We start from the raw sequence: 24,405 nt of genomic DNA, 5'->3' as shown, positions 1-24,405 counted from the left end.
TCGTAGCCGTTTTTTTCAACTCATTTCGCCGACCTTTGTCAGAATTTCATCATTTTAAAATAATCGGCAATCATCGATTTCTTAATCTTTTCCGTCGCCTGTTTAAAAAAGGTCAAGATCTCCTCGTCGCCGTCTTCCATCGATGCCCAGGAAAATTTCCTGCTGGTGACCTGCCCCAATTCCTCGCCAAATCGGAGGTAGACGGTGATGCCGTGATCATCGGTCCGGCCACCCGCCTTCACATCATAAGGATGAAGGTGGAGCATCTCGAGCTCTTGTACAAGTAGTCGGTACAGCCTCGGCTCCACGGATTGAAGCGGTTTGTCGGGAAGCATCGCCGCCAGTGTATAGGTCTCATTTTTCATGAAGCAGTCCCTCCACTTCTTTTTCCAGCATGTTCATTTCATCCCGGTTATGCAGTTCATCAACGACAATCAAGGCTTGAAAACGGGAAAGAAGCTCGCCTCCCACCTTGCCTTGCGCCAGCAGTTCCTTAATCTCACCGACAATTTCCCGCATTAATTGATGATCGCGAGTCAGGGAAATAATGACGTTCTTCAACTCCGGCTTGATGCCGATAGCCTCCACATATAATCCTTCCTCTTCGCTGGCTGCGTGCTGAAGCGTGCGCCCCTCCCAATGCTCCACCGTGATGTAGGCGATTTCCTCCGCCTTGTCCAGTTCGCCTTTTTTTATACTTCTGTCCAACAGCTCGGTAAGTTCTCTTGCTTCGCCTAAGGCCGCCTCATGAATCATCGAATGACTGTCCACATGTCTTAGTGCGGGTCCTGACATTACTCCCCCGCCTCCTTTCTTGTTGCTTTTTTTGAGAATTGATTTTCCGCCAGCCTGTCGCCTTCACCTTCCCCGATTACGGAGTCAGCCTGCGAAAGGTCGCTGAATATAGCCACATAATGGGTGGCATTCTGCTCGTTCGTGATTGCCGTTACGGAAAGCCACTCCCGAAAAACCTCCCCGCTGGCCTTGCGGTTGACGATCTTTCCCTGCCATTTTCCGGTAGTCAGCAAGATGTCCCAAAAGGCTTTATAGAAAGAGCGATCATGGAAGCCGGAGCTGAGTATATTGGGAGTTTTGCCGATCACCGCTTCTTTCGGATATCCGGTGACCTCGGTGAAGGCGGCGTTTACGGTATGGATCACGCCCTTGGCATCAGTGACCATCACGGCATCGGCTGTGGACTTGATAATATCCGACGCAAACTCCAGCTTGCTGCTAAAAAATACCCACAAAACAAGTATCAGGCTGGCCAGCGAGGCCTCGGACAAGGCCATAAAGCCGATTGCATAGTGGCCTGTCCACCCAAACAGCAGGGTGAGCAGCAGTGGAGGAAAAAAGCCGCCCAGACCGCCCGCAGCAGAGACGATCCCGCTGGCAATGCCCCCCTGCTTGGAAAAGTAAAGCGGGACCAGCTTGAACACCGCGCCATTCCCGATACCAGCACACACGGCTACCATCAAACAGCCCAACGTAAAAAGAGGCATGGTCAATCCGAAAGAGAGCAAAACTCCTGACAAGGTTAGCCCGGAAAACACGAACATAAGAACGACAAAGGGATTAGACTTGTCGGACAGTATCCCGCCTACCGGACGGAGAAAGGTGGCCAAGGCGATAAAACCCGCTGTCCTGAGTCCGGCATCCACCTTGCTTAATTCAAAATAGCTGACCAGAAAACCGGGGAGATAGATCGTAAAAGCTACGAAGGAGCCGAAGGTGATGAAGTAAAATATGCTGAAAAACCACAGCTTTTCGTTGCGATAAACCTGCTTGAGCTGATCCTTCCATGAGCTTCGTACGCGTTCTTCGCGCTTATCGCCCAAAAACAGATTCAGCAGAGCGAAAAGGACCAGCAGAATCAAAAAAAGCTGAAGGGCTCTTGACCAGCCGATCGCATCAGCCACCCACGGTGCGCCGAAGGTAGAGATAGCCGTACCCAGGTTCCCGATCCCGTATATCCCGTTGATGGTGCCCTGCTTTTCTTTGGGATAATATCTGGGTAGTGAGGTCACACCGACCGAGAACGTAGCTCCGCCTATCCCAAGAAAGAAGCCCCCGACCGCCAAATCCAGAAAAGTATTGGCCTGGCTCAAGTAGTAGACGGGAGCAAGCAGAATAAAGAAGCTGACCGTATTCATCAGCCTTGCCCCGAAGCGGTTGGTCAGAATCCCCGCCGGAATTCGCAGCAAAGAGCCCAGAATTACCGGGATCGCGGTGGACCACGCTCTTTGTCCAGCCGTCAGCGGAATATCCTGACTTATGTAAGAAATCAGGGAAGAGATCAAGACCCAGGCCATAAAGGAGACAACCAGGCTTAAGGTTTGCAATGGCAACTGAATTTTTTTAACCATGTATAGCTCCCCTTTGGAGATTATTCTCATCACAAACATAGGATATAGTACCCATTTTTGACAAATTACTCACCTTTCAAACATGCGATATGGGGAGACGCCAATCATGCGATCCAAACGTTTTACATGTTCGGCTACACGTGGAAAAGTATTTTCGGAGGATGCTGTAGCTGTCGAGGCATAGATCAGGTCAACTTTTTTGGAGACAAAAAAGGACTATTATGGCAGCATCTGACCATAATAGCCCCGTTTTATAGCAACTGATTTATAAATATCCATATACTCAGGCAAAACCTCAAGCGAAATATTTTCAAATCCCTCTTTCATATTCAAACTATAACTCATTATAGTTGATAATTATTCTCACAGGCAATGAAGTGATTTCGTACAGAACCTCTACTTTGTACTATCCATTTTTCGAACCGCGTTCTCCGCAGCTTCCATGATTACTTCTCCCAGTGTGGGATGGGGATGAATGGTTAGAGCCAAGTCCTCCACAGTTGCTCCCATCTCGATAGCCAGAGCAAGCTCTGAAATGAGCGTTGACGCTTCGACTCCAACGATTTGCGCACCCAACACGGTTCCTGAACCCTGGGCTGCTACAATTTTGATAAATCCTTCTGCTGCTCTCAATGCCAATGCTCTGCCGTTAATTGTAAAAGAAGCTTTACCAATGACAATCGGCAGGGCTTTTTCCTTTGCTTCCGTTTCACTTAGGCCGACACTAGCCAGCTCTGGTTCAGAAAAGACAACGAGCGGCAGGGCTTTATAATCCACTTTAGCAGCTTGACCTTCAATCGCTTCTGCCGCAATCTTCGCTTCATAGGAAGCCTTATGGGCAAGCGCTGGACCCGCCGTAATATCTCCAATGGCAAAAATATGCGGAATAGCCGTTCTACACTGCTCGTCTGTCTCGATTAGCCCCCTGCTCGTCACTGGCAAGCCAATGTGCTCCAGTCCTAACCTGCCATCTGTATTGGGTCTTCTGCCTACAGTAACTAATACAAACTCTGCAGTAACATGATGCTGCTCCTGATCTTTTGAATAATGCAGCGTAATAGTATCCTCATTCTGCACGACTTTTTCGGCTGTCGCCCCGGTTACGATATTTACACCATCTGTTTTCAACTGCTTGACAACAGGGGCCACAAGGTCCGTCTCAAATCCCGGCAGCACCCGCTCCCCTCCCTCTAAAATCGTTATTTTTGTTCCAAATTTGGCATACATCTGTCCAAGTTCAATGCCAATATATCCACCGCCTATCACGATCAGACTGGACGGAACCCCGGGGAGTGAAAGCGCTTCTGTAGAGGATAAAATACGCCCGCCGAAGGGAAATGCTTTTAGCTCGATTGGACGGGAACCGGTTGCTAATATGGCATACTTAAAGGAAATGGTTTGTTCCGCTCCATTTTGCTTGATGATGGCTGTATGCTCGTCAACCAAGCTTGCCTCCCCTTCCAGAACACTCACACCTGCCGTTTTCATTAAATAGCCGACTCCGCCTGCCTGCTTATTCACAATCCCCTGTTTCAAAGCCTGAGCATTCACGAAGGACGCTGCTGCATCTGCCTGATTTAACTGCCTGAGTACCTCATAGCGATGTGCTTCGGCAATCAAAGCTTTGGATGGAATGCAGCCAACATTTGTGCAGACTCCACCTAGCTGACTGCGTTCAACAATCGCTGTTTTCATTCCAAGCTGCGAAGAACGCAATGCCGCCACATAACCTCCCGGACCCGATCCAATGACCAGTGTATCTACAGATTCAAGCTTGCTCATAACCTAATACCTCCTGTTAAAATAGCTTGGTTTAAAATATGATGACTATAATATATTATAGTCATCATATTTAAAATGCGTCAATAGTCGTGACCAGCCATGCTGAAGTTATCGTTGCAGGAAGACAAATTGACACGTTTTATTATGATGATTATAATATTTTGATGTTAGCATTATAAATCCATGGAGTGATTACAATGCCTTATCCAAAAGGCCATAAGATAAAAGTGCGGAGTAAGATCGTTGAAAGTGCTGCCCAGGCTTTTCGCGCCAACGGTATTCACGATGTAAGTGTGCCCTTTATTATGAAAGGGGCCGGACTAACTCACGGCGGGTTTTATTCACACTTTGACAACAAGGAACAGCTAGTCGCCGAAGCCTGTCGCTATGCCGTCAGTGATACCCTCGCACTGCTTCAGGAGGCCGTTGACCAAGAAAAGCAAGCTCCCAAAATCAATCTTGTCATAGACTACTATTTAAGCACCCATCACCGTGATCGCACAGAAATTGGCTGTATTATTCCTGCCCTTTCCGTAGAAATAGCCCGTTCTTCCGAAGAAATCCGGCAGATATTCACGCAGGAGCTGGAACGTATGATTACGTTTATCTCCAATTTGGCGGGAATAGATCTATCAAAGGGTCGCGCATTGTTCAGCAGTATGGTCGGTTCTCTTGTGCTTGCACGTTCTGTCAATGATCCTGAACTGAGCGACAGCCTTCTCTCGGCCGGCAAACAACACGCCAAAGCGCTGGTTAATGCCTGAACAGATGCCTTTTCAAAAAAAACCGCTAAACACCAATCACTCCTTGGTATTTAACGGCTTTTTCCTATGGGTCTAAGCTCAAAACGGGGATAGCGATTTGTCAGAGATTCGAAATCTGCACTCGCCAAATGTCCATTAGGTCCCAAATCGTTTACGGTATCCACACTTCCGGCACAGCTCTTCCACCGCTTCTCTCCTGGAGAACCCGTAATACAAACGGTTTGCACGCTCCCCTTCCACAATATCGGTAAAAGATTGCTCGTGCACATTACCCAAATTAATAACGCCTTCGCCATCAAGACAGCATGGGACAACCGTTCCATCCACTAATACCGCCGCCTGGCTGCGAAGCGCATGGCAAAAGCCTTTGCCATCATCCTCCGGGGCACTCAGGCTAGGCCATTCAAATTCGTGATCCTGATTCAAATAAATATTGGGGGCAATTTTAATCCCGCTCCCAGGTATCACCTTTTCCTCAATCCGGTAATCCAGCCCAAACTCCTGCTCCAGCTGCTCAAGTGTCGCCCGGTTGCGCTGACGCTCCACATTGGTCAAATTATCCGGCGTCAGGTTCCAGAGACGGAACGAAATAATGACATTATGCTTCACAGCTTCTCTGACAAACGTGAAAATATGGCCCAGATATCCTTCCCGGTCCACGGAGCCTTCATGCCCGTCAAAGCTGTGAAGAGAAAAGTTCATCTGCCGCAGCGCCGGTTGCCCAAGCAGCTTATGTCCGGTCTTGGGCAGCAAAGTACCATTGGTCGTAATATTGACCTTTAAGCCCTTCTCATGAGCGCTTTCCAACAAAAGATCAATTTTCGGATGAAGCAGCGGCTCTCCTTTTACATGCAGATAAATGTAATCTGTATGCGGCTTGACCTGATCAAGCACATTCCGAAAGACTTCCGGATCAATAAATTTTTTGACACGCTGTGTCTGAGGGCAAAAGCTGCATGCAAGATTGCAGATGCTTGTGATCTCAATGTATACCTTTTTAAAATTTTTCAACATGATTTCCCCATTCTAGCCTTCATCCTGAACATCTTGTTATGCTCATTCATCCAAGTCCTATGATTATAACGGGTTATCATGAACAGGTAAATCATTTATGCTCGTTCAACAGTAACTTTGCTGTTCTCAAATTGCCGTTGACCTTAGGTCTGACCTAAGGTTTATAGTGAAGTTATTCAACTACACAGTAAGGAGTCCTGTCATTGAAAGAACACATTACGATTAGCCAGCTTTCACAGCTTATGAATGTATCTGTACATCAGCTGCGATATTTTGAAGAAAAGGGTATCCTGTATCCGTCATACACAGAAAAAAATCAATATCGAATGTACGGACTTCATGAAATTTATCAGCTATCCCATATTTTATTGCTGCGTAAATTAAATATCCCTGTCGGACAGATTGAAGAATGCCTGACTTCGTACGATGCCGATGATTACAACCAGCTTTTAGAAAATTCGTTGCAGAGGGTACAGGATGAAATAGCTAGCTTGAAGCTGCTCGAACAATTTATTCACAAGGTGCTAAAAGAACATCATAACCTCACCCAGCAGGACAATGAATATCAGATCGGTCTATTAGGCACTCGACATTTAAAGCTGTGGTTTGCATTTGAAAATGATCAAGAGCTCACTGCCAGGGGTCTATTCGAACAACGACCCGCCCCGCCTCAATTATTTGAAAATGATCTGCATTATCTATCTGATTCTGGACAGGTGAAGCTATGTTATGAAACGACAGAAATGACGGATACGGCTGACTATATTCTGGAAGAAGGCAGCTATCTTTATAAACATTTTTCCGTCACTGAAGACGACGTGATTGAGCATGAAATCCAACAACTGGAGCGTTATGCGGCTGAGCAACAATATGAATGCCTAAGCAAAATCATTTTAGTAGAAAAATCCTATCTTTCCATGTTTGACAACAGCAAGCTGCAATATGAGATACAAGTCAAAGTAAAATAAACTTCTTCTTGGAGTCCGGGAGGCCGTTACATGAATCCAGAATCAATTGACATTGTTCCTTATCAAAAGCAAGATTATGAAGCTGTATGTAAGCTCTTAGTGGAATCATTTAAGGCAAAATTTCAAGCTCTTGTTGCACTGGAGGATCAGGATATACAGCAGTTACTCATGAAGGTCTGGCTTCAAGCCCCTAATCCTTCAACGATGAAGCAATTTGTAGTTAAAGAGAATGTGGAAGTGGTCGGTGTCCTCTGCCTCAAATGGAAATCACCCTCCTCTCCGCTCCCTGCAACCAAAAAATCCATTTCCTTGACTCCGCTCATAAAACAGTTTGGCTGCTTCAATGTATTTAAATTTTTGACAGGTATGCATGCGCTGGATTATGAACCTGCCGCAGATGAGTGTTACATTGATCATTTGGCGATTCGCTCAAGTCATCGCAATCAAGGAATAGGACGACGTTTTCTAGCTTTTGCACAGCAATTTACGGTTGATTCCGGCTTTCATGTGTTAACGCTTCATGTAGCGAACAAGAACCAAGGGGCTATCCATCTGTATCACAAACTAGCGTTTGAAATAGAACAGTCCAAATATAATTATTTGCGGCATTTTTGGTTTAAGGAGCCGGTATGGCACCTGATGAGTTGGAACGGAACGAAGTTGCATTCGAGGAGAGAGCATCATTGAAAAAGACATTAATACCTCGCTCTAATTTTTAAAATATTACTGAACTCTCCCAATACTTATTTGCTTAATTTACAGAATACAAAAAACTGCAATCTCCTGATAGTTATAAAGTATCCTATCTCGGAAATCGCAGTTATTGCAACACTTTGAATTCTTGGCTACACATCAGAGCTACTTCCTAAGCAGCAAATAAGCGAAGTAAGGCACACCGATTAATGATACCATAATCCCCGCGGGAATACCGTCGGGATCGACGAGATTGCGGCCAACGGTATCCGCCGCTAACAGCAGCCATCCGCCGAGCAGAACGGCGACGGGAATGAACAACTGATTGCGCGGGCCGACCAGTGCCTTGGCAATGTGCGGAGCCATTAGGCCGATAAACGCAATACCACCTGTGACGGATACCGCCGATGCAGCCGCAGCGACTGCGGTCAGAATGAGAACGAGGCGTTCACGTTCAATTTGCACACCGGCGCCAATCGCCGACGCCTCGCTCAAAGCAAGTAGATTGAGACGTTGAGACTTGTACAGGGTAAACGGGATCAGCAGGATCAACCAGGGAAGCAGAGCCCAAATGAATGGCCAGTCCGTCCCCCAAATATTGCCCGCAATCCATTTTGCGATAAAATCGACCTTTGAGCGTTCTGCCGAGGAGATAATGACGATCATAATCCCCGACAACGCGAGGGAGAATCCAACCCCGACCAACACCATTCGGATGGGATCAAGCCCGCTCGTTCGGCTATACGAGAAGACATAGATCAAAGCTGCTGTTACCAATGCCCCAATAAAGGCGACAAGCGGCAAAGCATACACGAACGATCCTGCGTCGATCGGGAAATACAGGAAGAAGCACGCGATCGCTACGCCCGCACCGGAATTAATGCCGATTAGACCCGGGTCGGCCAAATCGTTGCGGGTGATACTTTGCAGAATGGAGCCTGACAAAGCAAGCGCCATGCCCGACAGCAACGTAATAAAAATCCGTGGCAATCGGACAGAGAACAGGACAAATTCTTCCTTGAACGTACCTTGACCGAACAAAACAGGAATCAGTCTATCAAGCGACAAAGACGAGTATCCCCAAGCCATGCTGGCTATAGCGGTAAGAACAATTAGCCCTAAACTGACCAGCAGAATCAGACGCTGTTTTCGAACGAGCGCGGACAGAATCATAAGCGAGCTTTACCTCCTCTACGCACGACGAGCAGAAAAAAAGGCAGGCCCAGCATGGCCACAATAGCTGCCACAGGTGTCTCGTAAGGTGCATTAATCGTGCGGCCCAGCGTATCTGCAAGCAGCATAAATGCAGCTCCCGCAAAAGCCGAGAAAGGCAGGATATATCGATAATCAATGCCAACCATTTTGCGGACGATATGAGGGATCATCAGCCCTACGAATGCCATGTTTCCGACAAGCGCGACCGATGCACCCGTAATCACAATGACAAGGACGAACAGAATGCCTTTGATCCACACCAGATTTTGCCCCAATCCGGTCGCTACCTCATCGCTCAAGCTGAGAATACTCAGCTGATTGGATAGCATCAGAGCTATTATAATTCCGAGTAAGATCACCGGTGCAATGGCTTGTAGTTGTCCCCACGTCGTTCCGATCAAGCCCCCGGCAGTCCACATGGATACATCCTTGGAAATTTTGAAAGCGATGCTGACACCATCCGAGATGGCATACAGAAACGCAGAAACAGCCGCTCCCGCCAGCACGATTCGGATCGGGGACAAATTGCCTCGGCGCATCGAGCCCAGTAAGATGACCAAACCCGCTCCCAGTGCGGCGCCAAGAAAGCAAGCTACCATGATGCCAAAGTAGTTTATCCCCGGGATGAATACAAAAGCCAGCGCGAGCGCCATATTAGCACCTGAAGTCAGACCCAGCAAGCCCGGATCGGCCAGTGGATTGCGAGTGACCCCCTGCATGATGGCCCCAGACACGGCAAACGCGGCCCCAACCAAAATAGCCGCCAGCTCGCGGGGCAGTCGAATCTCGCGCAGGATGAGAATTTTATCATCCTTGGCACTGGAGGCCAGTGCAAGCCATAGATCGTGTAGTGTCGTTTCTGCTGCACCGAATATCATGGAAATGACGAAACACAAAACGAGCGCCAACGCGCTGCCAAGGAGCTTATACGAAAAAGGAAAAGCACGTTGTTTATTCTTCATGGACTCTCATCTTTTCTTTAATGAAATATGTGAAGGAACTGTTGGATAACCAGTTCCTCCACATCCTACTGACCAAGAAAGTGTTGAATGAAAAATTTCAGCTGGTACTCCATGCTGAGCGGATCGTTAAAGTAGAACGCCTTTGCATCGGCCTCAAAGACACGTTGATTCTTGACTGCTGGAATGTTCCTATACGTTTCGGTGTTCTGGAACGAATTGTCCTCATCCGCGTTTTTACTGAAAATGACGTAATCACCCAGGTAATCTTTCATCACCTCTGTCGATAAAGCAAAATAACCTTCTTTCTGTGTCGCTTCCTTCACTTTTTTCGGCATAGGAAGTCCAAACTCCTGATAGAGAATTTCGGTGCCGCGGCCAAAGTTATCACCATATACATAGAGCTGCTTATTGAACGTCTCGATGACCGAAACTGTTGCATTGGCTCCGATCTTCGCCTTGATTTCTTTTCCGGCTTTTTTGGCCCGAGCATCAAAATCATCAATCCAGGCTTGCGCTTCTTTTTCTTTGTTTAACAATTTTCCAATTTCCCGTTGCTGTGTCAAGAAATCCACTTTGCCATATGTATAAGTGACAGTAGGCGCAATTTGCTTGAGTTTATCGATGTTTTTAATATCTGACAGTCCAATAATAAGATCCGGATTCAGCTCGATGATCTTCTCCAGGCTTTCGTCCGTAACAGCCTCGGCATCTTTTAGCTTTTCTTTAAAATTCGGATTCGTTTTGGACATTTCATCTACGCCAACCAGAGGGACACCAAGTGCCATCACATTACCTGTTAAAAATCGGGTAAGCACAACAACGCGCTGCGGATGAGCCGGAACCTCTACGGGCCCATTCTCGGATTGATAGGTAAATGTGGAAGATTTCGCTTCCGAAGAAGATGCAGGGGACGAACTTTTACCATTGTTGGCATTGTTCGCTTGATTTCCGCTGCATGCACTTAATACAATCACAAGAACAAGTACCAGCGGAATAAAAAGCTTTTTCATAAGATGACTCTCTCCCTTTCCAAACGCTAGGTTTTAATGAATAATCGTATCGCGCAAAGGATGCTATTAGCATCCTTTGATTGATTATGAAATTCATTCTCATTGGTATAAACTATTATATGGGTCAACTATATACCCAACCATGGCTTTTTGTTTGGAAAATGACTTGGATTATTGGTTACTTGTAAATAAATCTACTGCGCGTTGAAGTTGCAAACGAATAGAAACCGGGTTGTAAGGCACCCATTCATCCCGATCCAGCAGATGAACACAGTTTCTTTGTACGGCGGGAAGTCTGCTCCAATAAGGAGACTTGAATATCACTTCCGTATGTGCGGTGGAACCTTTTTCATCTGGAAATATGACAACTAATAATCGGGACCCCGCATAATCTGCGAGTTCTGATATTTCAATCGAAACGGAATGGAATTGATCCCCCAGCCTCTTTATCTCCTGCCCGATCAATTCAGGGGGCTTTAGGCCTAGAGATTGATAGATTACATATCCGACATTCCGCGCTCCATACACGAACAGTCCCTCTGGCTTCATCACCACAATCGTTATGATTTCATTAACCATTGTGCTTTGCTGCACCAGTGAACGGGCTACCCGTTCCTCTTCCTCAAAAGAGGCCAACCACCGCTCCGCCTGCTCGCTCCTCTGAACAGCATGAGCGATACGACGCAGATGCTCCTTCCATCCCAGTTCCATCCATGAAATTTCCACGATAGGTGCTATAACTCGCAAATGCTCAGGATTCAGCCCATATTCATGCAAATGCTGTTTGGCCGCAATGATCAACTCGATGTTGGTATCAAGCAATACCGAGTTCACCTGTTCAGCAGAACAGTTCGTATTGATAAACATCATCGTTTGTGGCGGCTCCAGACCATTCGTCTTCACATATTCGCTGCTCTCCGAAATAGTGACAGCGGGCTCTAAACCAAGCAACAAGAGATGGCTGGCGTAAGGTGTAAGCAATACGGCCACACACTGAAATGGTCTGCGGTTGTAGCTTGAAGGTGATGCTCCCGTATGCTGCTTAAAACGACGGCTCAGATAAAATTCATCCTTGTACCCTACCTTAAGGGCAATTTCCCTGAGCGTGCCTGATCCGCTAATTAATAGCTCCTTGGCTCGGTGAACACGCAGCCGTGACAAGTATTCGTTGGGAGAAAAGCCGGTGAGCTGCTTAAACTGGATCGAATAGTGAGATCGGCTTACGCCTGCAATCGCAGCTAACTGCTCACGCGTTATTTTTTCGCTATAGTGGTTTTCCAAATAAGCAATGCTACGTTCCATGGACGGCTGCTCATCAGCAGCATACTTGGCTTCCATTCGCTCCAACAGTTGGAGAATGATTTGGTGAAATATAATTTGGTTCTGCACATGGCGGGCTTCACCAGCCGGAAAACGATGGATATACAGTTCCTCCACATGGGTCACTATTACAGGTTCACAGGGAAAGAACTGAATATTGGGATTGGAGACCACTTCGCTTTTACGTATCATTGCACTTTCGGGAAGAGTAGTCCTCTGCTCTCGTGTACGAATTGAAAGCTTATAAGCATGAAGGGGTTGCAGGAGATTCGTAATTACAACGGCATGGCTATGCGCCGGGAGCAGCATGACACTACCTTCTACAAGTTCGTAAGTTTGATCATCGACCTGAAGAGTGCCCTTGCCGCTGGCAATTGCAATCAATAGGGTTACATTCTCATGAATAGTGTACATCGGAAAATTCGAGGTGCAGTACAGCGAATAAATGCTGTCAGCAGTATATAAAGGAAAATGGGACTCTGCCCACTCCGAAACAGCGTTGTTCACAACCCAAGCCCCCATTATCATAAAAGTGAGAAACGTTTTTCGTTTTTCGTTCCTCTGCATCTTATTAAGCAAAAAAGCTAATGATTTAGCATAAAAACGATATCTATACTATAAATGATCAAACCTAGACTGGGTATTTTTTTCTATCTCTTCATTTACTCAATAACATGAAGACATAACAAAAAAAACGGCATCTCTGCCGTTTTTTCAAAAAAGATAGACCAAATGGGCTAAAAGTCCATAATCAAAATTTTGGTGGAGTCTAGGGGATACCGACATAGCCACTGACCGCGGACATATTGATGTAACTGCTTTCAACTTAATATAACCCATTTATATAAGCAATGCTCTTGTCGATATCCTGTTCCTTGGTTTCTTCTAATAGAATATTTAGATAAGGTTTCTTATCTTTTAACAATTTCAGTAGAAAATGATAGTTTAATATCCCTGTTCCAACAGGCACGAACTTTATCGCATGATTTTCAATAATTAAATCCTTTGCATGCATAATCACGATTCTGTCGCCAAAAAGATCAAATGCTTCTTGGAAAACAGCTTCCTGGTTTTGATAGTTATTTAGGGAAATAAAGTTAGCCGGGTCAAAGATGACCTGAAGATTATTAGACGGAACACTGTCCAGCAATCTTCTCATCCGCTCCGGTGTATGAATAGGATGATTAATTCCTCCCTCAATTCCCACGATTACACCAAACTTTTCTGCTTCTGCGACAAGCTCTCTGACACTTTCCACTACAGCAAAAAAAGGCTTTTCAGTAAAATTTTCTTCAGTATAGACAATCTCCGGGTTTACATTTCCCGTCTCGGTTCCAACAATGCTGCAGCCAAAATCACGGGCAAACCGGATATGCTCCTTGAATCGATCCAATTCTTTTCTTCTTTGACTTGGATCAGGATGGATCATGTTGATGTAGCAGCCTAAAACCGCTATTTGCACATCTTTTTTCCGAAAAATACTACTTATATAGTGAGCAATGCCAGGGCTAAAACTTCCTAGTTTTGTATTTACATCATGTAGCGATTTACTTACGGCTAGCTGAACGGATGTCAATTCTTTACTTGATATGATATTCACTGCTTCTTGTAAAGGAACGTTTTCAATATCATGTGCTCGAATTCCTAAATTTGCATTCATAACCGTCCTCCATTTGATATAAAGCCGCATCACATGAAATCCATATGATACGGCTTTATTGACTTGATCATTTCAATTCACCCATGTTCACACTTATACAATAGCTTCATGTTTGGTTTTATGATTATCTTTATATTTTACAAGATTTTCATACCCGACCGTGTTATTTCCCCATGTTTTTTCATATTCCCAACCTGTTAATTGTTCAAAAACTTGTCGGGCTTCCGGTGTAACCTCTTGTTTAGAGCCGCCATTTTTCAAGCGTTTAATTTCATCCAACAAAACGACATGATTTTCTTTAGTTAATTTATACCGATAAGAGATGATCAAACCTCCCACCAAAAAGAAGAGCGTACCAAACAGCAAGATCGAAATAATTGCTGTTACAGCTGAAGCCGGTTGTGATGCTTGCCCGGATACAAAGCCTGCTTCTTGCAATGCAACACCTACTAAAAAGACTGCTAACGCCTGTGTCCCTTTTCTGATCAAACTCATTACACCGGCGAACACACCTTCACGTCTTTGACCCGTTAAAGCTTCATCTACGTCTGGAATAAATGCGTAGTTGTTCCAGGGAATATAGTTCAAGCCACCGCGTCCCAACCCGCAAATTCCAATCATAGCAAACAATAAAATGGTGTTATTTAGCGTTCCAGTGACCTTTAATATGATAAATCCGACAACTCCTGCGATAAAGAGAGAAATTGCTGTTCTATACGCCGGGGCAGGATTCAATTTAATCGTTAGGGTAAGAGCAATCCATACGCCAAAAAGCTGCATAACATACATAAAGGTTAATAAGTTGGATGCGGCAACAGCATTTTGCAGGAGAGCAAACACAACAAAATAAGTAAATACGGCGTTGAATACATCCTGACTTAAATATCCACCCAAATACATACCCAGATGGTGGCGGAATGTTTTTACTCGTAAAGTCGAGAATAAATCCGCATAGATCTTATGCACGTTTTGTAAAAAAGTTCTATTATCAATCACTTTTTCTTCAGGTATTTCTTCGAGAGGACGTTCCCATGTATTTTTGTACAGCAGTGACAATACCACTATAAATATGACAGTAAAAATAATACCCGAGTACAGGAATGTAAGAGGATCATCCTTACCCAATGCTTCCACAAGACGGCCAGGAATAAATGCAGCGAATACAGCCGAAGCCTGAGCAACAAACATTCTTGCACCTGTAAACTTCGAACGTACTTTATAATCGTTGCTCATTTCAGCGGCAAGTGTGTCATAAGGAATTAAAATCATGGAGTACACAATTTCAAACAAAATATAGGTTATTAAGTAATACCAGTAAGAAAAACCGGAAACCCAAATGGCTGTATAGACAAGTACAAGTGGAATGGCGGCTAATATAAAGAATTTTCGTCTTCCAAAGCGTCGGCCAAGTTTTGTTTTATGAAAATTATCTGTAATATATCCCATCGTTGGTGCTGCAATCGCATCAACAATCCGGGCAATAGCGAAAATAGAACCTGCTTCAATGGCGGTTAGGCCACAAAAAGTTGTTAAGAAAAAAAGCAACCATGCTGCTGTCAATGCAAACGCGCCTGCCCCTAAGAAATCACCTAACCCATAGGACAAATAATTAATAAATTTGGGTTGTTTAACCACTTTATTCTCCTCCATTTTGTGAATTTAGCAACCGGAGATTTAGATCAGTATTTTGCAAAATCCTCAGATATACGTATGAAGATATTCGGATAGGCAAAGCACAGCCAGCGATTGTCCATAAGGCATGGTCGTCTTTCTGATTTCCTTGTAAAATTCCAAAGTATCTCCCATACCTGTTCCTACAGATACGTTTTGCAATGCTCCTACTTTATTAATTTCATTGATAATTCCGCAAATAGCCCGGTGGGCGACTTCTTTATAGTCCTGACTGATATACCGCTTATGAACGGATTTTAAAATTCCATATGCAAAACCAGCTGAAGCCGAGGCTTCCAAATAAGAGGTCTGATCATTAATGAGTGTATGCCATAATCCGCTTACATCCTGATAGTCAGCAAGAGCTCCAATTTGTCTGTTCAATGTATCAATCAGGAATTCACGGAGAAAATCTCCCTTTTCCAATTCCAATATTTCAATAATCTCGGGAATCGCAATCGTAATCCAGCAATTACCTCTTGCCCAAAGCGCTTCGGCATAATTATGGTTTTCTTCGAATGTCCAGCCGTGGAACCATAAGCCTGTCTTTTTGTCCGTTAAATATTTGATATGGATTAGAAACTGCTTTTTGGCTTCTTCCAGGTATTCAGGTTTGTTGAGCAGCTTACCGATTTTCGCCAAAGGCAGCACGGTCATCATCAAGGTATCGTCCCAAAGCTGATTTTTATTCTCTGGTCCATAGGTCATATGCTGTAACCCATCTTCTTGGGTACGAGGCATATCATACATTACCCATTCAGCCCAATCCTCCAGATAGGGCAAGTATGTCTGGTTTCCGGTATCCTCATATAAAAATGCCAATGTTAATAGCGGCGCCATCGTATTGACGTTTTTCGGCGGTGCGCCTTCTTGGATTCTTGCATTGAACCATTCATTAACAATGTCCAAAGCTTTTTGGTCATTAGTTAATTTCCAATATTTATATATCCCATACAACCCCACACCCTGAGGCCAGTTCCAAACATTCCAGCTTTTATCATCCACAATTAACCCGTCAAAATGGAGTAAAAATTCACCGCTTTGGTCTTTGATTTCTGTGAGATTATTCATTAATAAATGAATACGATCCATGACCTCTTTCTTTTCGAAAGCTTTTACCTCCAACACAGCAATCCCTCCAAATAATGATCTCTTTCTCTTGATTTGTCACCGCTTACACTTATACTGTTATTGTATTGAAAGTGCTTTCTTGAAACCATAAAAAAAACAGTGGATTACGTTTAAAAAACATACTTGTTTCAATCCATTGTTATATCCACGGGATAACTCACGCTGATTGCCAACGCAAAAACACCTCCAAGATTATCTCCATAGCTGACGATACGGAGGAGTTCTCTTGAAGGTGTTTGGATTACTTATTTTTGCCTAAAATCGTTTCAGCTTGTTTTCTAAAGGACCTTGCTCCATCTTCCGGCGTCATTTTCTTAAATAAAATCTGTTCGGATAAATTATCAAGCGCTTTCATTATTTCCGCGTTGCCTAGTGGTTCAATCGGATCTGTGGTGCGTACATTTTGAGACGCTTTTTCAACATAATCAAAGATTTTGGTTTCAGCTTCGGTTAATTCGGGCTTGATTCCTTTGATCACCTTTGAAGATACCGGGACACCTCGATCACCTTTGATCAACTTATTGGCTTCCATATTATTTACAAAGAAATTAATGAACTTGGCCGCTTGTTCCTTTTGTTTTGAACTCTTAGGGATTGAAAAGAACATACTCGGCCTTAAAAATAAAGCCGTTTCGTTCGCGTACTCAGGAGGCAGTTTGATGGATAAGGGTGATTTAGCCGATTCGGCAAATCCTGAGTATTGATTGGACCAGTTCCAACTCATTGCTGCCTTTCCTGCTACGATAAGTTCATCATTAATTCCTGCTATATGCGCTCGAACGTCTGGAGTCGGGAATGCCTTTGCATCAACTAGCCTCAGCTGCCTTTTAAAGTAATCAACAAATAATTGATCGTCTGTATAGGCAAGGCCTGTACCGTTTTCATTATAAAGACGCGAGCCTTGTGTTCTTAAATAGTAAGGGAAAAATACATCGGCAGGGTACATTCCATTTGTACCATACACGTCTGTAGCATTTTTGACCTTGATGGCTTCTTTTTCGAAGTCATCCCAAGTCCAGTTTTCATCTTCAATTTTAATACCGGCTTCTTTTAACAGATTATCATTTGTAATCACAGAAAGAACATTCGATCCAAGGGTGAAGCCATATAATTTACCTGCAATCCTTCCACCCGAAATGGCGTTTTCATCAATGGAGCGAGTGTCAATCATCCCATTTTTTAGATACGGAGTTAAATCATCCAGTCGGCCTTTTTCACCATATTGAAACAGGTAGGCTCTATCCATTTGAATTACATCTGGCAATTGGCTAGCGGCAGCCATGGGAGCAAGCCTCTTCCAATAATCATCCCAGTTGGCATATTCCTCTACAATTTTTACATTTGGATTTTCTTTCTCATACATTTGAATCACTTTTAAGGTATAGTCATGTCTGGATTGGTCACCCCACCAGGCCACGCGCAGGGTCACTTTTTCACTTTCTTCTTCATGATTGCCTTTATCGTTTAAATCGCAAGCAGCGACTGAAAGGAGCATTATAAAAGCTAATAATACCAAGCCAAACTTTTTCAAGCTTTGACCTCCCTTTTACGAGTGAGCTTATGGATTCATGTACCTTTCCGGTATTCAGATGGTGTATAACCAGTATATTTTTTGAAAACCTGACTAAAGTATTGGGGGTTGTCACCAAAACCGATGATTTTGGCCAACGTTCCCACCTTCACATCGTCCATTGTTGAAATGTACTCCACTGCCTTTTCAATTCTTAATTTGGTAAGACAGGTTGAGAATCTCTGGCCAGTCTCCTGTTTGAACAGTTTTCCCAGATAATCTGGATTCATATATAGAATGTCATTAGCTACCATTTTTAGCGATAGATCAGGATTGCCCAGATTCTCGACTAAAATTTCTATTACTCTGCTAATTAAGGAAGACTGCTTTGACTTGAAACGATTATAGTACTCATTGGTCATTTTTTGGGCTGTTGCTTCGATATAATCTTTCATCTGCTGGACCGTTTCCATCTCTAACAGTGCAGATGTTCCCATGAGGTAATCCTGCATGCGGTCTGTATCTACCGTCTGTACAATTGCCATATAGAGCTGTATACAATAGGATTTTGTCAAGTCAATCCCCAGCCGTAAATCCGTCATTTTTTCAAAAATACTGGTAATTCCGTTGCATACATCCTGAATATGCCCGGATTTGATTTTTAGAACAAGTTGCTGCTCATCGATCATAAAATCATGGGGGACGGCTGTATTTGCCGGTAAAATATCTTTTCTCGTTATAATGCTTCCTTCCCCCAAATAAAAGCGATGTTCCAAACACTCCATGGCCTCACGGTACAAGTTCCTGGCGTTTCGGAAATAGTTTCCTTCACTTATGGCAACCGTTGTATCTCTTTTGAAATATTGATGAATGGTTTCTCTTATTTGTATAATTCTTTGATGTAGTTTTTCCGAGTCATGATCATCCTCGATCAGAAACAGTGCATATTCACCAATATTGGTTGTTACCAAGACGGAGTCAAGGATCTCAGCTCCAATATTTTTAATGGCAAACAAATGCTCATAAGAAAAATAACCTTCCATCATAAAAAGAACGATTCTGACCTGCTGATTATTTATTTCAAAATCAAAAAGCTGCTCATAGAATGACAAATCATTGTCCAAGTAGCTTTTACTAGTTAAGAATTCGGTTAACAGATGTGATTTGATATAGGGCTGAGCATTTTGATATTTTTCCTGGAGCTCGCTAATAAAGGTTTCCTGAACCTTTTCTTCGTTTAGTTCATTAACGGTATCGTTAAGCGCAGCTGTGATTTTATCCTCATTGCATGGCTTTAACAAATAATTTTTAACATCATAGTGCATGGCGGTTCTCGCGTATTCAAACTCACCGTATCCGGACAGCAGGATAAATTTTATAGAAGGATATTGCTGATGCGCCTTTGAAACAAGACTAAGTCCGTCCATACCAGGCATTTTGATATCACTGATCACAATATCAGGTTGTAGTTCAACAATTTTCTCATACGCATCGATCCCGTTTCTCGCCGTTGCTACAAGCTCCGTATCCAATGCTGCCCAATCGACCACATTGGAAATACCTTCGACAATAATCCGTTCGTCATCTACCAATAACACTTTATATGACATTCTATCCCCCCGTTTGAACAGGTAAAACTACCGTAATTGCGGTCCCTTTTCCCGAAAGATTTTCAATTCTTAAACCATACTGTTCGCCAGCATAAAGCTTGATCCGATCATCGATATTGTTCAATCCTATTCCAGTACCATTAGGATTTACTTTTCCTTCTTTTACTTTTTGAAGGATTAGGGGATCTATGCCAGGCCCGTTATCTTCAATCCGAATAAATAGCTTGTCCTCTTCCTGATAAACATGCAATTTAATAATTGACAAATAGACGGAAGGCTCAACTGCATGCTTGAACGAATTCTCCAGAAGGGGCTGCAATATTAATTTTGGAATCTTATATTTTGCAACATGGCAGGGGAAGTCTATTTGAACATCAATCCGGTCGTCAAACCGGTATTTTTGGATGGTTAAATAGCTATTCAAAATATCAAGTTCTTCCTTAAGCGTAATAATATCCCGGTTAAAATTGGTGGAGTATCTCATGAGATGACCCAGGGCTTCCACCATGCTTGAAATTTGCTTCTGTTTATTTGTTTTAGCCAACCAATTAACGGACTCCAGTGTATTGTATAAAAAGTGCGGGTTGATTTGAGCCTGCAATGCTTTAAATTCAGTTTCCTTGATCAGCAGCTGCTTGGAAAAGTTCTCCTGGATCAACTCATCAATTCTTTGGATCATGGTTATAAAATTCCGATAAAGAATCCCTATCTCGTCTTCATGAATCATAGAGGGATTTAATTGATTTACGGCGTGAAAGTTCCCCTTTTGGACTTCCTGCATGGTAGATGCTAATTCTTGAATGGGATTTGTAAACTTTCTTAAAAATTTAAAACCAAGGGAAATAAGAAAAACGAACATTAACATAAAAACCAGCACCAAGGTATATTTTGCAGCAGTAATCTTGGAAAACATCATGTCAAATGGAATGATGCTCCAGTATGTCCAGTCTTTAAAATCAGTTGTAATATGGCTGACAAAGCTTCTTTCCCCATGAATGTATTCGATACTATAGCCCTGATCATCTTTTGCATTGAAATGATATTCTTTTAAATTATCTATTTCTTTTTCCGAATAAAAAATCTCATCCTCTTTTGTAATCACAATATTTCCTGCTATTTCTCCGTGAGGCTTTGGTAAACCGCTTACAATCTTGTCTAAATGAACACGAATAAGCAGTTTGCCGATGGTTTCAAAGTTTAAGTTCCCATAAGACTGGATAAGGCGAACAGAAATTAAATCCCCATTGCTCCCTTCCAGCTCCATCCAATGGTTTTTACCCTCATACTTATCCGCCTGACTAAGTGCAAGCTCCTTATCTTTATTCTTTATTGGTTTGCTGCTATCCCCGGCTAAAAACTCCCTTCCTGCTGAATCATACAGATAAATAGAATGAACGTAATTTGCCGGATCTATATATTTTTCCAATTCATCTCCAATTTTCTGTTCAAGACGATAGAAATCATAGCCTTTTACATTTCCTTGAAGATCTAATAAAATTTTTTGAATATACGGGTCGACTGCTATGTTATAACTGACTTCTTCTACTCTTTCAAGCTTCTCTTCTACGTTGTTGGACGACATCATCAGCACTTGTGCGGATTTTGCATAGATTTGTTCATCATAGAGGGAAAAAGCATATTGAAGCCCCCCTAATACAAATACTAGCGTTGTCATCATAATCAATGTAATCGTTAAGAAAAGCTTTACGTTTAGCTTTGAATGTATATAAATATTCGCAAAGTAAAACCATATCTTCTTCATATTTGTTATTCCAAATAAAATACTTCCTTTAAATTTCTTGACACAGGACTGTTATCAGGGTTTGTCTCCATTAAAGGCTCCATATAGGCCCACCATTTTTGGCAAATATCGGTTTGAGCAATTTGTTCCCATTTTTCTTCATCTTCAATTTCCAAGAAAGCAAATAAGCTCCCCGTTTCTTCATCAAGAAATATGGAATAGTTGTGCGCACCGTGCCTTTTTAGCACTTCAGCCATTTCCGGCCAAAGTTTGTCATGGCGGCGCTTGTACTCTTCATAATAATCAGGAAAAACATGCATAATACTCGCTTTTCTAATCACTTTTCAACACTCCAGACTTTAAAAACAATTTTGTCTTTTGCAGTATTTTAGGATGAATTTGTTTATCTTTCTTATTTATCTAAATTACACTAGAATACGATAGATGCCCTATGACGCAATTCACTAAAATATTGTTTTTCACATCTTTTCATTGAAATCAATAATAAACAAATAAGTGGATCATAAATATGGATCAATAGTTGGCCTAAGACTCATTTTGTTACTAATGTTAATATTGAGAACAACAAAAAAACGGCATTTCTGCCGTTTTTCTAAAGGATGGACTCTCAGGGACTCGAACCCTGGACCAATTGATTAAGAGTCAACTGCTCTACCAACTGAGCTAAGAGTCCATAATCAAAATATTGGTGGAGCCTAGGGGGATCGAACCCCTGACCTCATCGCTGCCAGCGATGCGCTCTCCCAGCTGAGCTAAGGCCCCATTTTTTGTAATTAAAAACGTTTCAAGCGACTTCTATATCATATAAAATATTGTACCCTTTGTCAATACTTTTATAAAAAAATTATAATCATCTCCCACCATTACCCAAGATACAGGCAGCGATCAGTCGCTGGCTGTATCTTTGGATAACAGTGTTTTCAGTTCCTTCATAAACATGTTAATGTCTTTGAACTGTCGATAGACGGACGCAAAGCGTACGTAAGCGACTTCATCCACAGGGTAGAGCTGTTCCATGACAAGCTCACCAATCTGCTGGCTGTCCACCTCGGTGGCGGCCGTGTTGCGGATGGCATTTTCCACCTGGGACACGATTAAATCCAGTTGCTCGACCGATACAGGACGCTTCTCACAGGCACGGATAAGACCGCGCAGCATTTTATCACGACTGAACTCTTCACGGCTTCCATCCTTTTTGATAACCATCAAAGGGGTCTCCTCCACCATTTCAAAGGTGGTAAAACGCCTGGCACACTGCTCACATTCACGACGGCGGCGAATGGACTTGTTATCATTCGCAGGCCGCGAATCCAACACCTTCGTCCCATTGTAAGCACAATACGGACATTTCATAATATCATCACTTCCTTTTTCCAGTAAATTCCCGTTACTTTACAGTAATAATTTTGTCGAAACAGATCATAATATGTTTACCACGTCGCGAGGAGGTGAACAACAATGGCACAAGGAAACTCTGGCAACTCCAACAACCTGGTAGTCAACAAAGCCTCCGGCGCTCTGGAGCAAATGAAATATGAAATCGCTCAAGAGCTGGGTATCAGCATTCCTCAAGATGGATACCAAGGTAACATGACTTCCTATGAGAACGGTTCGCTCGGGGGCTATATCACAAAACGCCTCGTAACGATCGCCGAACAACAATTGGCAGGTCAATACCAATAATCTCGGTATCAATGTAGATGTTACCAAAAAGTGTACGGATAGGCTGTGAAGTACAGCCTGTCCTGCGCTTTTTTCATTTTAAAGGCAAAAGGCCCATATTGTCATTCACTTGTCACTCAAAACTCATTATAAATTTTTGTATATTGCCTGTAATAGTAAATGACTCGCTGCACATAATGCCGTGTCTCACCAAAGGGAATTTGTTTAATGGACTCTTCCTTTCCATCCCACACTCCCTTGTTCAGCCACTCTTGAACTTTTCCTGGTCCTGCATTGTAAGCAGCTACGACCGCTACCGGATTATCTTGAAATTTAGTAGACAGATTATGCAAATACCAGGTTCCGAGCTCAATGTTGGTCCCCGGCTCATGCTTTACGTTGTCGAGCGGCACCTTCTGAACCTGAGCACTGTCCATAATCCAATTGGCGGTATCAGGCATAATCTGCATAAGCCCCAATGCGCCTTTGTTTGACTGCTTACTGGTTTTGAAATTCGTTTCGACACGGATAATAGACGCCACCAAGAAAGGGTCTACTTGATACGTCTGCGAATACTGCCGAATTTCATCCTTATACTGAATCGGATAAAACCACGACATCCAATTGGAACTGAAAAACAGAATCAAAACAAAACCGACAAACAAAGCGAGCAGGACTCTTTTTTTACGCAGTATGTTCATGCAAGTCCCTTTCGCTGCCAAAATAGCTCAATTTGCCGTTCTGTTTCAGCCAGTGTTCCACTGTTATCAATGACGATATCGGCCAACCTTCTTTTTTGTTCGATATCCATTTGCGCAGACAATCGAAGTCCGGCTTGTTCCTCTGTCAGTCCATCTCTAAGCATCAGACGCTGGAGCTGGACTTCACGCGGTACATACACAACCATAATTTCCTCGTACAAGCTCTCTAGCCCGGACTCGTACAATAACGGGATATCCGCCAACACAAGCTTGTCCGACTGCTCCCGTTCATAAGCTACCATACGCAAACGCATCTCCTCACGTATCGCAGGATGAGTAATATCATTAAGCGCCTGTCGCTGAACAGGGTCTGCAAATACAATCTCGCCCAGCTTTTTGCGATGCAGAGTTCCGTCGCTGTTCATAACAGCTTGTCCAAAATGCTGTATGACCGCCGCCAGCACCGGATGCCCCGGAAGCATGACTTCCCGGGCAATGGCATCTGCGTCGATCAGCAGCGCACCCTTGGCGACCAAAAGAGCCGACACGGTGCTTTTTCCGGTAGCAATCCCCCCGGTTAATCCGATATTCATGCTCTTTCACC

At 43.4% G+C, this 24,405-nt stretch carries 23 protein-coding genes and 2 tRNA genes; 4 read left to right on the top strand and 21 right to left on the bottom strand.

The genetic code is table 11. The features are described 5' to 3' along the window. Positions 1 to 38: 38 nt before the first annotated feature. The 4 genes from WG8_RS08560 to lpdA all read right to left on the bottom strand — a co-directional run bounded on the left by WG8_RS08560 (position 39) and on the right by lpdA (position 4,148). Entirely contained in the window at positions 39 to 365 is a 327-nt protein-coding gene (locus tag WG8_RS08560; RefSeq protein WP_007429731.1) for a hypothetical protein, read from the bottom strand. Next, positions 355 to 795, bottom strand: coding sequence for a hemerythrin domain-containing protein (locus tag WG8_RS08555; RefSeq protein ID WP_007429730.1), 441 nt, complete (start codon positions 793 to 795; stop codon positions 355 to 357). Before WG8_RS08555 ends, WG8_RS08560 begins: the two co-directional genes overlap by 11 nt. Further along, positions 795 to 2,366: a nitrate/nitrite transporter gene (locus WG8_RS08550; RefSeq protein ID WP_007429729.1), complete on the bottom strand. Its 1,572-nt coding sequence runs from the start codon at positions 2,364 to 2,366 to the stop codon at positions 795 to 797. The genes WG8_RS08555 and WG8_RS08550 overlap by 1 nt, the downstream gene beginning before the upstream one ends. A 396-nt stretch (positions 2,367 to 2,762) precedes the next feature. Beyond that, positions 2,763 to 4,148 carry a dihydrolipoyl dehydrogenase gene (lpdA, locus tag WG8_RS08545; protein WP_007429727.1) on the bottom strand — a complete coding sequence of 462 codons (1,386 nt, stop codon included), beginning with the start codon at positions 4,146 to 4,148 and terminating at the stop codon, positions 2,763 to 2,765. Positions 4,149 to 4,345: 197 nt separating this feature from the next. On the opposite strand from lpdA, the gene WG8_RS08540 reads away from it, so the two are divergent. Then, entirely contained in the window at positions 4,346 to 4,912 is a 567-nt protein-coding gene (locus WG8_RS08540) for a TetR/AcrR family transcriptional regulator (RefSeq protein ID WP_007429726.1), read from the top strand. A 135-nt stretch (positions 4,913 to 5,047) separates the two neighbouring features. Here WG8_RS08540 and WG8_RS08535 read toward each other — a convergent pair whose 3' ends face one another. Next, positions 5,048 to 5,926, bottom strand: a complete 879-nt coding sequence (locus tag WG8_RS08535; RefSeq protein WP_007429725.1) for a radical SAM/SPASM domain-containing protein — start codon at positions 5,924 to 5,926, stop codon at positions 5,048 to 5,050. Between the two features lie 203 nt (positions 5,927 to 6,129). Between WG8_RS08535 and WG8_RS08530 the strand changes: the two genes are divergently transcribed. Both WG8_RS08530 and WG8_RS08525 read left to right on the top strand, forming a co-directional pair. Next, a complete protein-coding gene (locus WG8_RS08530) occupies positions 6,130 to 6,894 on the top strand; it encodes a helix-turn-helix domain-containing protein (RefSeq protein WP_007429724.1) in 765 nt (254 codons plus the stop codon). A 30-nt stretch (positions 6,895 to 6,924) separates the two neighbouring features. Then, positions 6,925 to 7,581 carry a GNAT family N-acetyltransferase gene (locus tag WG8_RS08525; protein ID WP_007429723.1) on the top strand — a complete coding sequence of 219 codons (657 nt, stop codon included), beginning with the start codon at positions 6,925 to 6,927 and terminating at the stop codon, positions 7,579 to 7,581. 171 nt (positions 7,582 to 7,752) lie between these two features. Here the strand turns inward: WG8_RS08525 and WG8_RS08520 are convergent, their stop codons facing one another. The 14 genes from WG8_RS08520 to nrdR form a co-directional block, all read right to left on the bottom strand. Then, positions 7,753 to 8,760, bottom strand: coding sequence for a FecCD family ABC transporter permease (locus WG8_RS08520; protein WP_007429722.1), 1,008 nt, complete (start codon positions 8,758 to 8,760; stop codon positions 7,753 to 7,755). Then, positions 8,757 to 9,764, bottom strand: coding sequence for a FecCD family ABC transporter permease (locus WG8_RS08515; protein ID WP_007429721.1), 1,008 nt, complete (start codon positions 9,762 to 9,764; stop codon positions 8,757 to 8,759). The genes WG8_RS08520 and WG8_RS08515 overlap by 4 nt, the downstream gene beginning before the upstream one ends. 65 nt (positions 9,765 to 9,829) lie before the next feature. Continuing rightward, positions 9,830 to 10,774 (bottom strand): iron-hydroxamate ABC transporter substrate-binding protein, encoded by a 945-nt coding sequence (locus WG8_RS08510; RefSeq protein WP_007429720.1) that lies wholly within the window; start codon positions 10,772 to 10,774, stop codon positions 9,830 to 9,832. A 171-nt stretch (positions 10,775 to 10,945) separates the two neighbouring features. Then, complete coding sequence (locus WG8_RS08505; RefSeq protein WP_007429719.1) at positions 10,946 to 12,601, bottom strand: helix-turn-helix domain-containing protein; 1,656 nt, start codon at positions 12,599 to 12,601, stop codon at positions 10,946 to 10,948. Positions 12,602 to 12,920: 319 nt separating this feature from the next. Further along, on the bottom strand, positions 12,921 to 13,754 hold the full coding sequence (locus WG8_RS08500) for a sugar phosphate isomerase/epimerase family protein (RefSeq protein WP_007429718.1): 834 nt from the start codon (positions 13,752 to 13,754) through the stop codon (positions 12,921 to 12,923). A gap of 93 nt (positions 13,755 to 13,847) precedes the next feature. Next, the gene (locus WG8_RS08495; protein WP_007429717.1) at positions 13,848 to 15,389 is read right to left on the bottom strand and encodes an MFS transporter; all 1,542 of its coding nucleotides are present in this window, start codon (positions 15,387 to 15,389) and stop codon (positions 13,848 to 13,850) included. A 63-nt stretch (positions 15,390 to 15,452) separates the two neighbouring features. Next, entirely contained in the window at positions 15,453 to 16,553 is a 1,101-nt protein-coding gene (bglB, locus tag WG8_RS08490; protein WP_007429716.1) for a beta-galactosidase BglB, read from the bottom strand. A gap of 244 nt (positions 16,554 to 16,797) precedes the next feature. Beyond that, positions 16,798 to 18,087, bottom strand: coding sequence for an ABC transporter substrate-binding protein (locus WG8_RS08485; protein ID WP_007429715.1), 1,290 nt, complete (start codon positions 18,085 to 18,087; stop codon positions 16,798 to 16,800). A gap of 35 nt (positions 18,088 to 18,122) precedes the next feature. Continuing rightward, positions 18,123 to 19,676: a response regulator gene (locus WG8_RS08480; RefSeq protein WP_007429714.1), complete on the bottom strand. Its 1,554-nt coding sequence runs from the start codon at positions 19,674 to 19,676 to the stop codon at positions 18,123 to 18,125. A gap of 1 nt (position 19,677) precedes the next feature. Next, positions 19,678 to 21,438 (bottom strand): sensor histidine kinase, encoded by a 1,761-nt coding sequence (locus tag WG8_RS08475; RefSeq protein WP_043890885.1) that lies wholly within the window; start codon positions 21,436 to 21,438, stop codon positions 19,678 to 19,680. A gap of 5 nt (positions 21,439 to 21,443) precedes the next feature. Next, positions 21,444 to 21,758, bottom strand: a complete 315-nt coding sequence (gene rhaM, locus WG8_RS08470; RefSeq protein WP_007429712.1) for an L-rhamnose mutarotase — start codon at positions 21,756 to 21,758, stop codon at positions 21,444 to 21,446. A gap of 280 nt (positions 21,759 to 22,038) precedes the next feature. Next, a tRNA-Lys gene (locus WG8_RS08465) sits at positions 22,039 to 22,111 on the bottom strand. 13 nt (positions 22,112 to 22,124) lie between these two features. Then, positions 22,125 to 22,200 (bottom strand) — tRNA-Ala (locus WG8_RS08460). Between the two features lie 123 nt (positions 22,201 to 22,323). Continuing rightward, the gene (nrdR, locus tag WG8_RS08455; protein ID WP_007429711.1) at positions 22,324 to 22,791 is read right to left on the bottom strand and encodes a transcriptional regulator NrdR; all 468 of its coding nucleotides are present in this window, start codon (positions 22,789 to 22,791) and stop codon (positions 22,324 to 22,326) included. A gap of 105 nt (positions 22,792 to 22,896) precedes the next feature. Here nrdR and WG8_RS08450 point away from each other — a divergent pair, with 105 nt between their 5' ends. Beyond that, entirely contained in the window at positions 22,897 to 23,121 is a 225-nt protein-coding gene (locus WG8_RS08450) for an alpha/beta-type small acid-soluble spore protein (protein ID WP_007429710.1), read from the top strand. A 116-nt stretch (positions 23,122 to 23,237) separates the two neighbouring features. Here the strand turns inward: WG8_RS08450 and WG8_RS08445 are convergent, their stop codons facing one another. Next, the gene (locus WG8_RS08445) at positions 23,238 to 23,801 is read right to left on the bottom strand and encodes a lytic transglycosylase domain-containing protein (RefSeq protein ID WP_007429709.1); all 564 of its coding nucleotides are present in this window, start codon (positions 23,799 to 23,801) and stop codon (positions 23,238 to 23,240) included. Continuing rightward, positions 23,798 to 24,394 carry a dephospho-CoA kinase gene (gene coaE, locus WG8_RS08440; RefSeq protein WP_007429708.1) on the bottom strand — a complete coding sequence of 199 codons (597 nt, stop codon included), beginning with the start codon at positions 24,392 to 24,394 and terminating at the stop codon, positions 23,798 to 23,800. The genes WG8_RS08445 and coaE overlap by 4 nt, the downstream gene beginning before the upstream one ends. Positions 24,395 to 24,405 lie beyond the last annotated feature (11 nt).

Origin of the sequence: Paenibacillus sp. Aloe-11, from assembly GCF_000245715.1 — a bacterium.
In the GTDB taxonomy this organism is placed as follows: domain Bacteria; phylum Bacillota; class Bacilli; order Paenibacillales; family Paenibacillaceae; genus Paenibacillus; species Paenibacillus kribbensis.
This window is presented reverse-complemented; position numbering and strand designations above follow the sequence as displayed.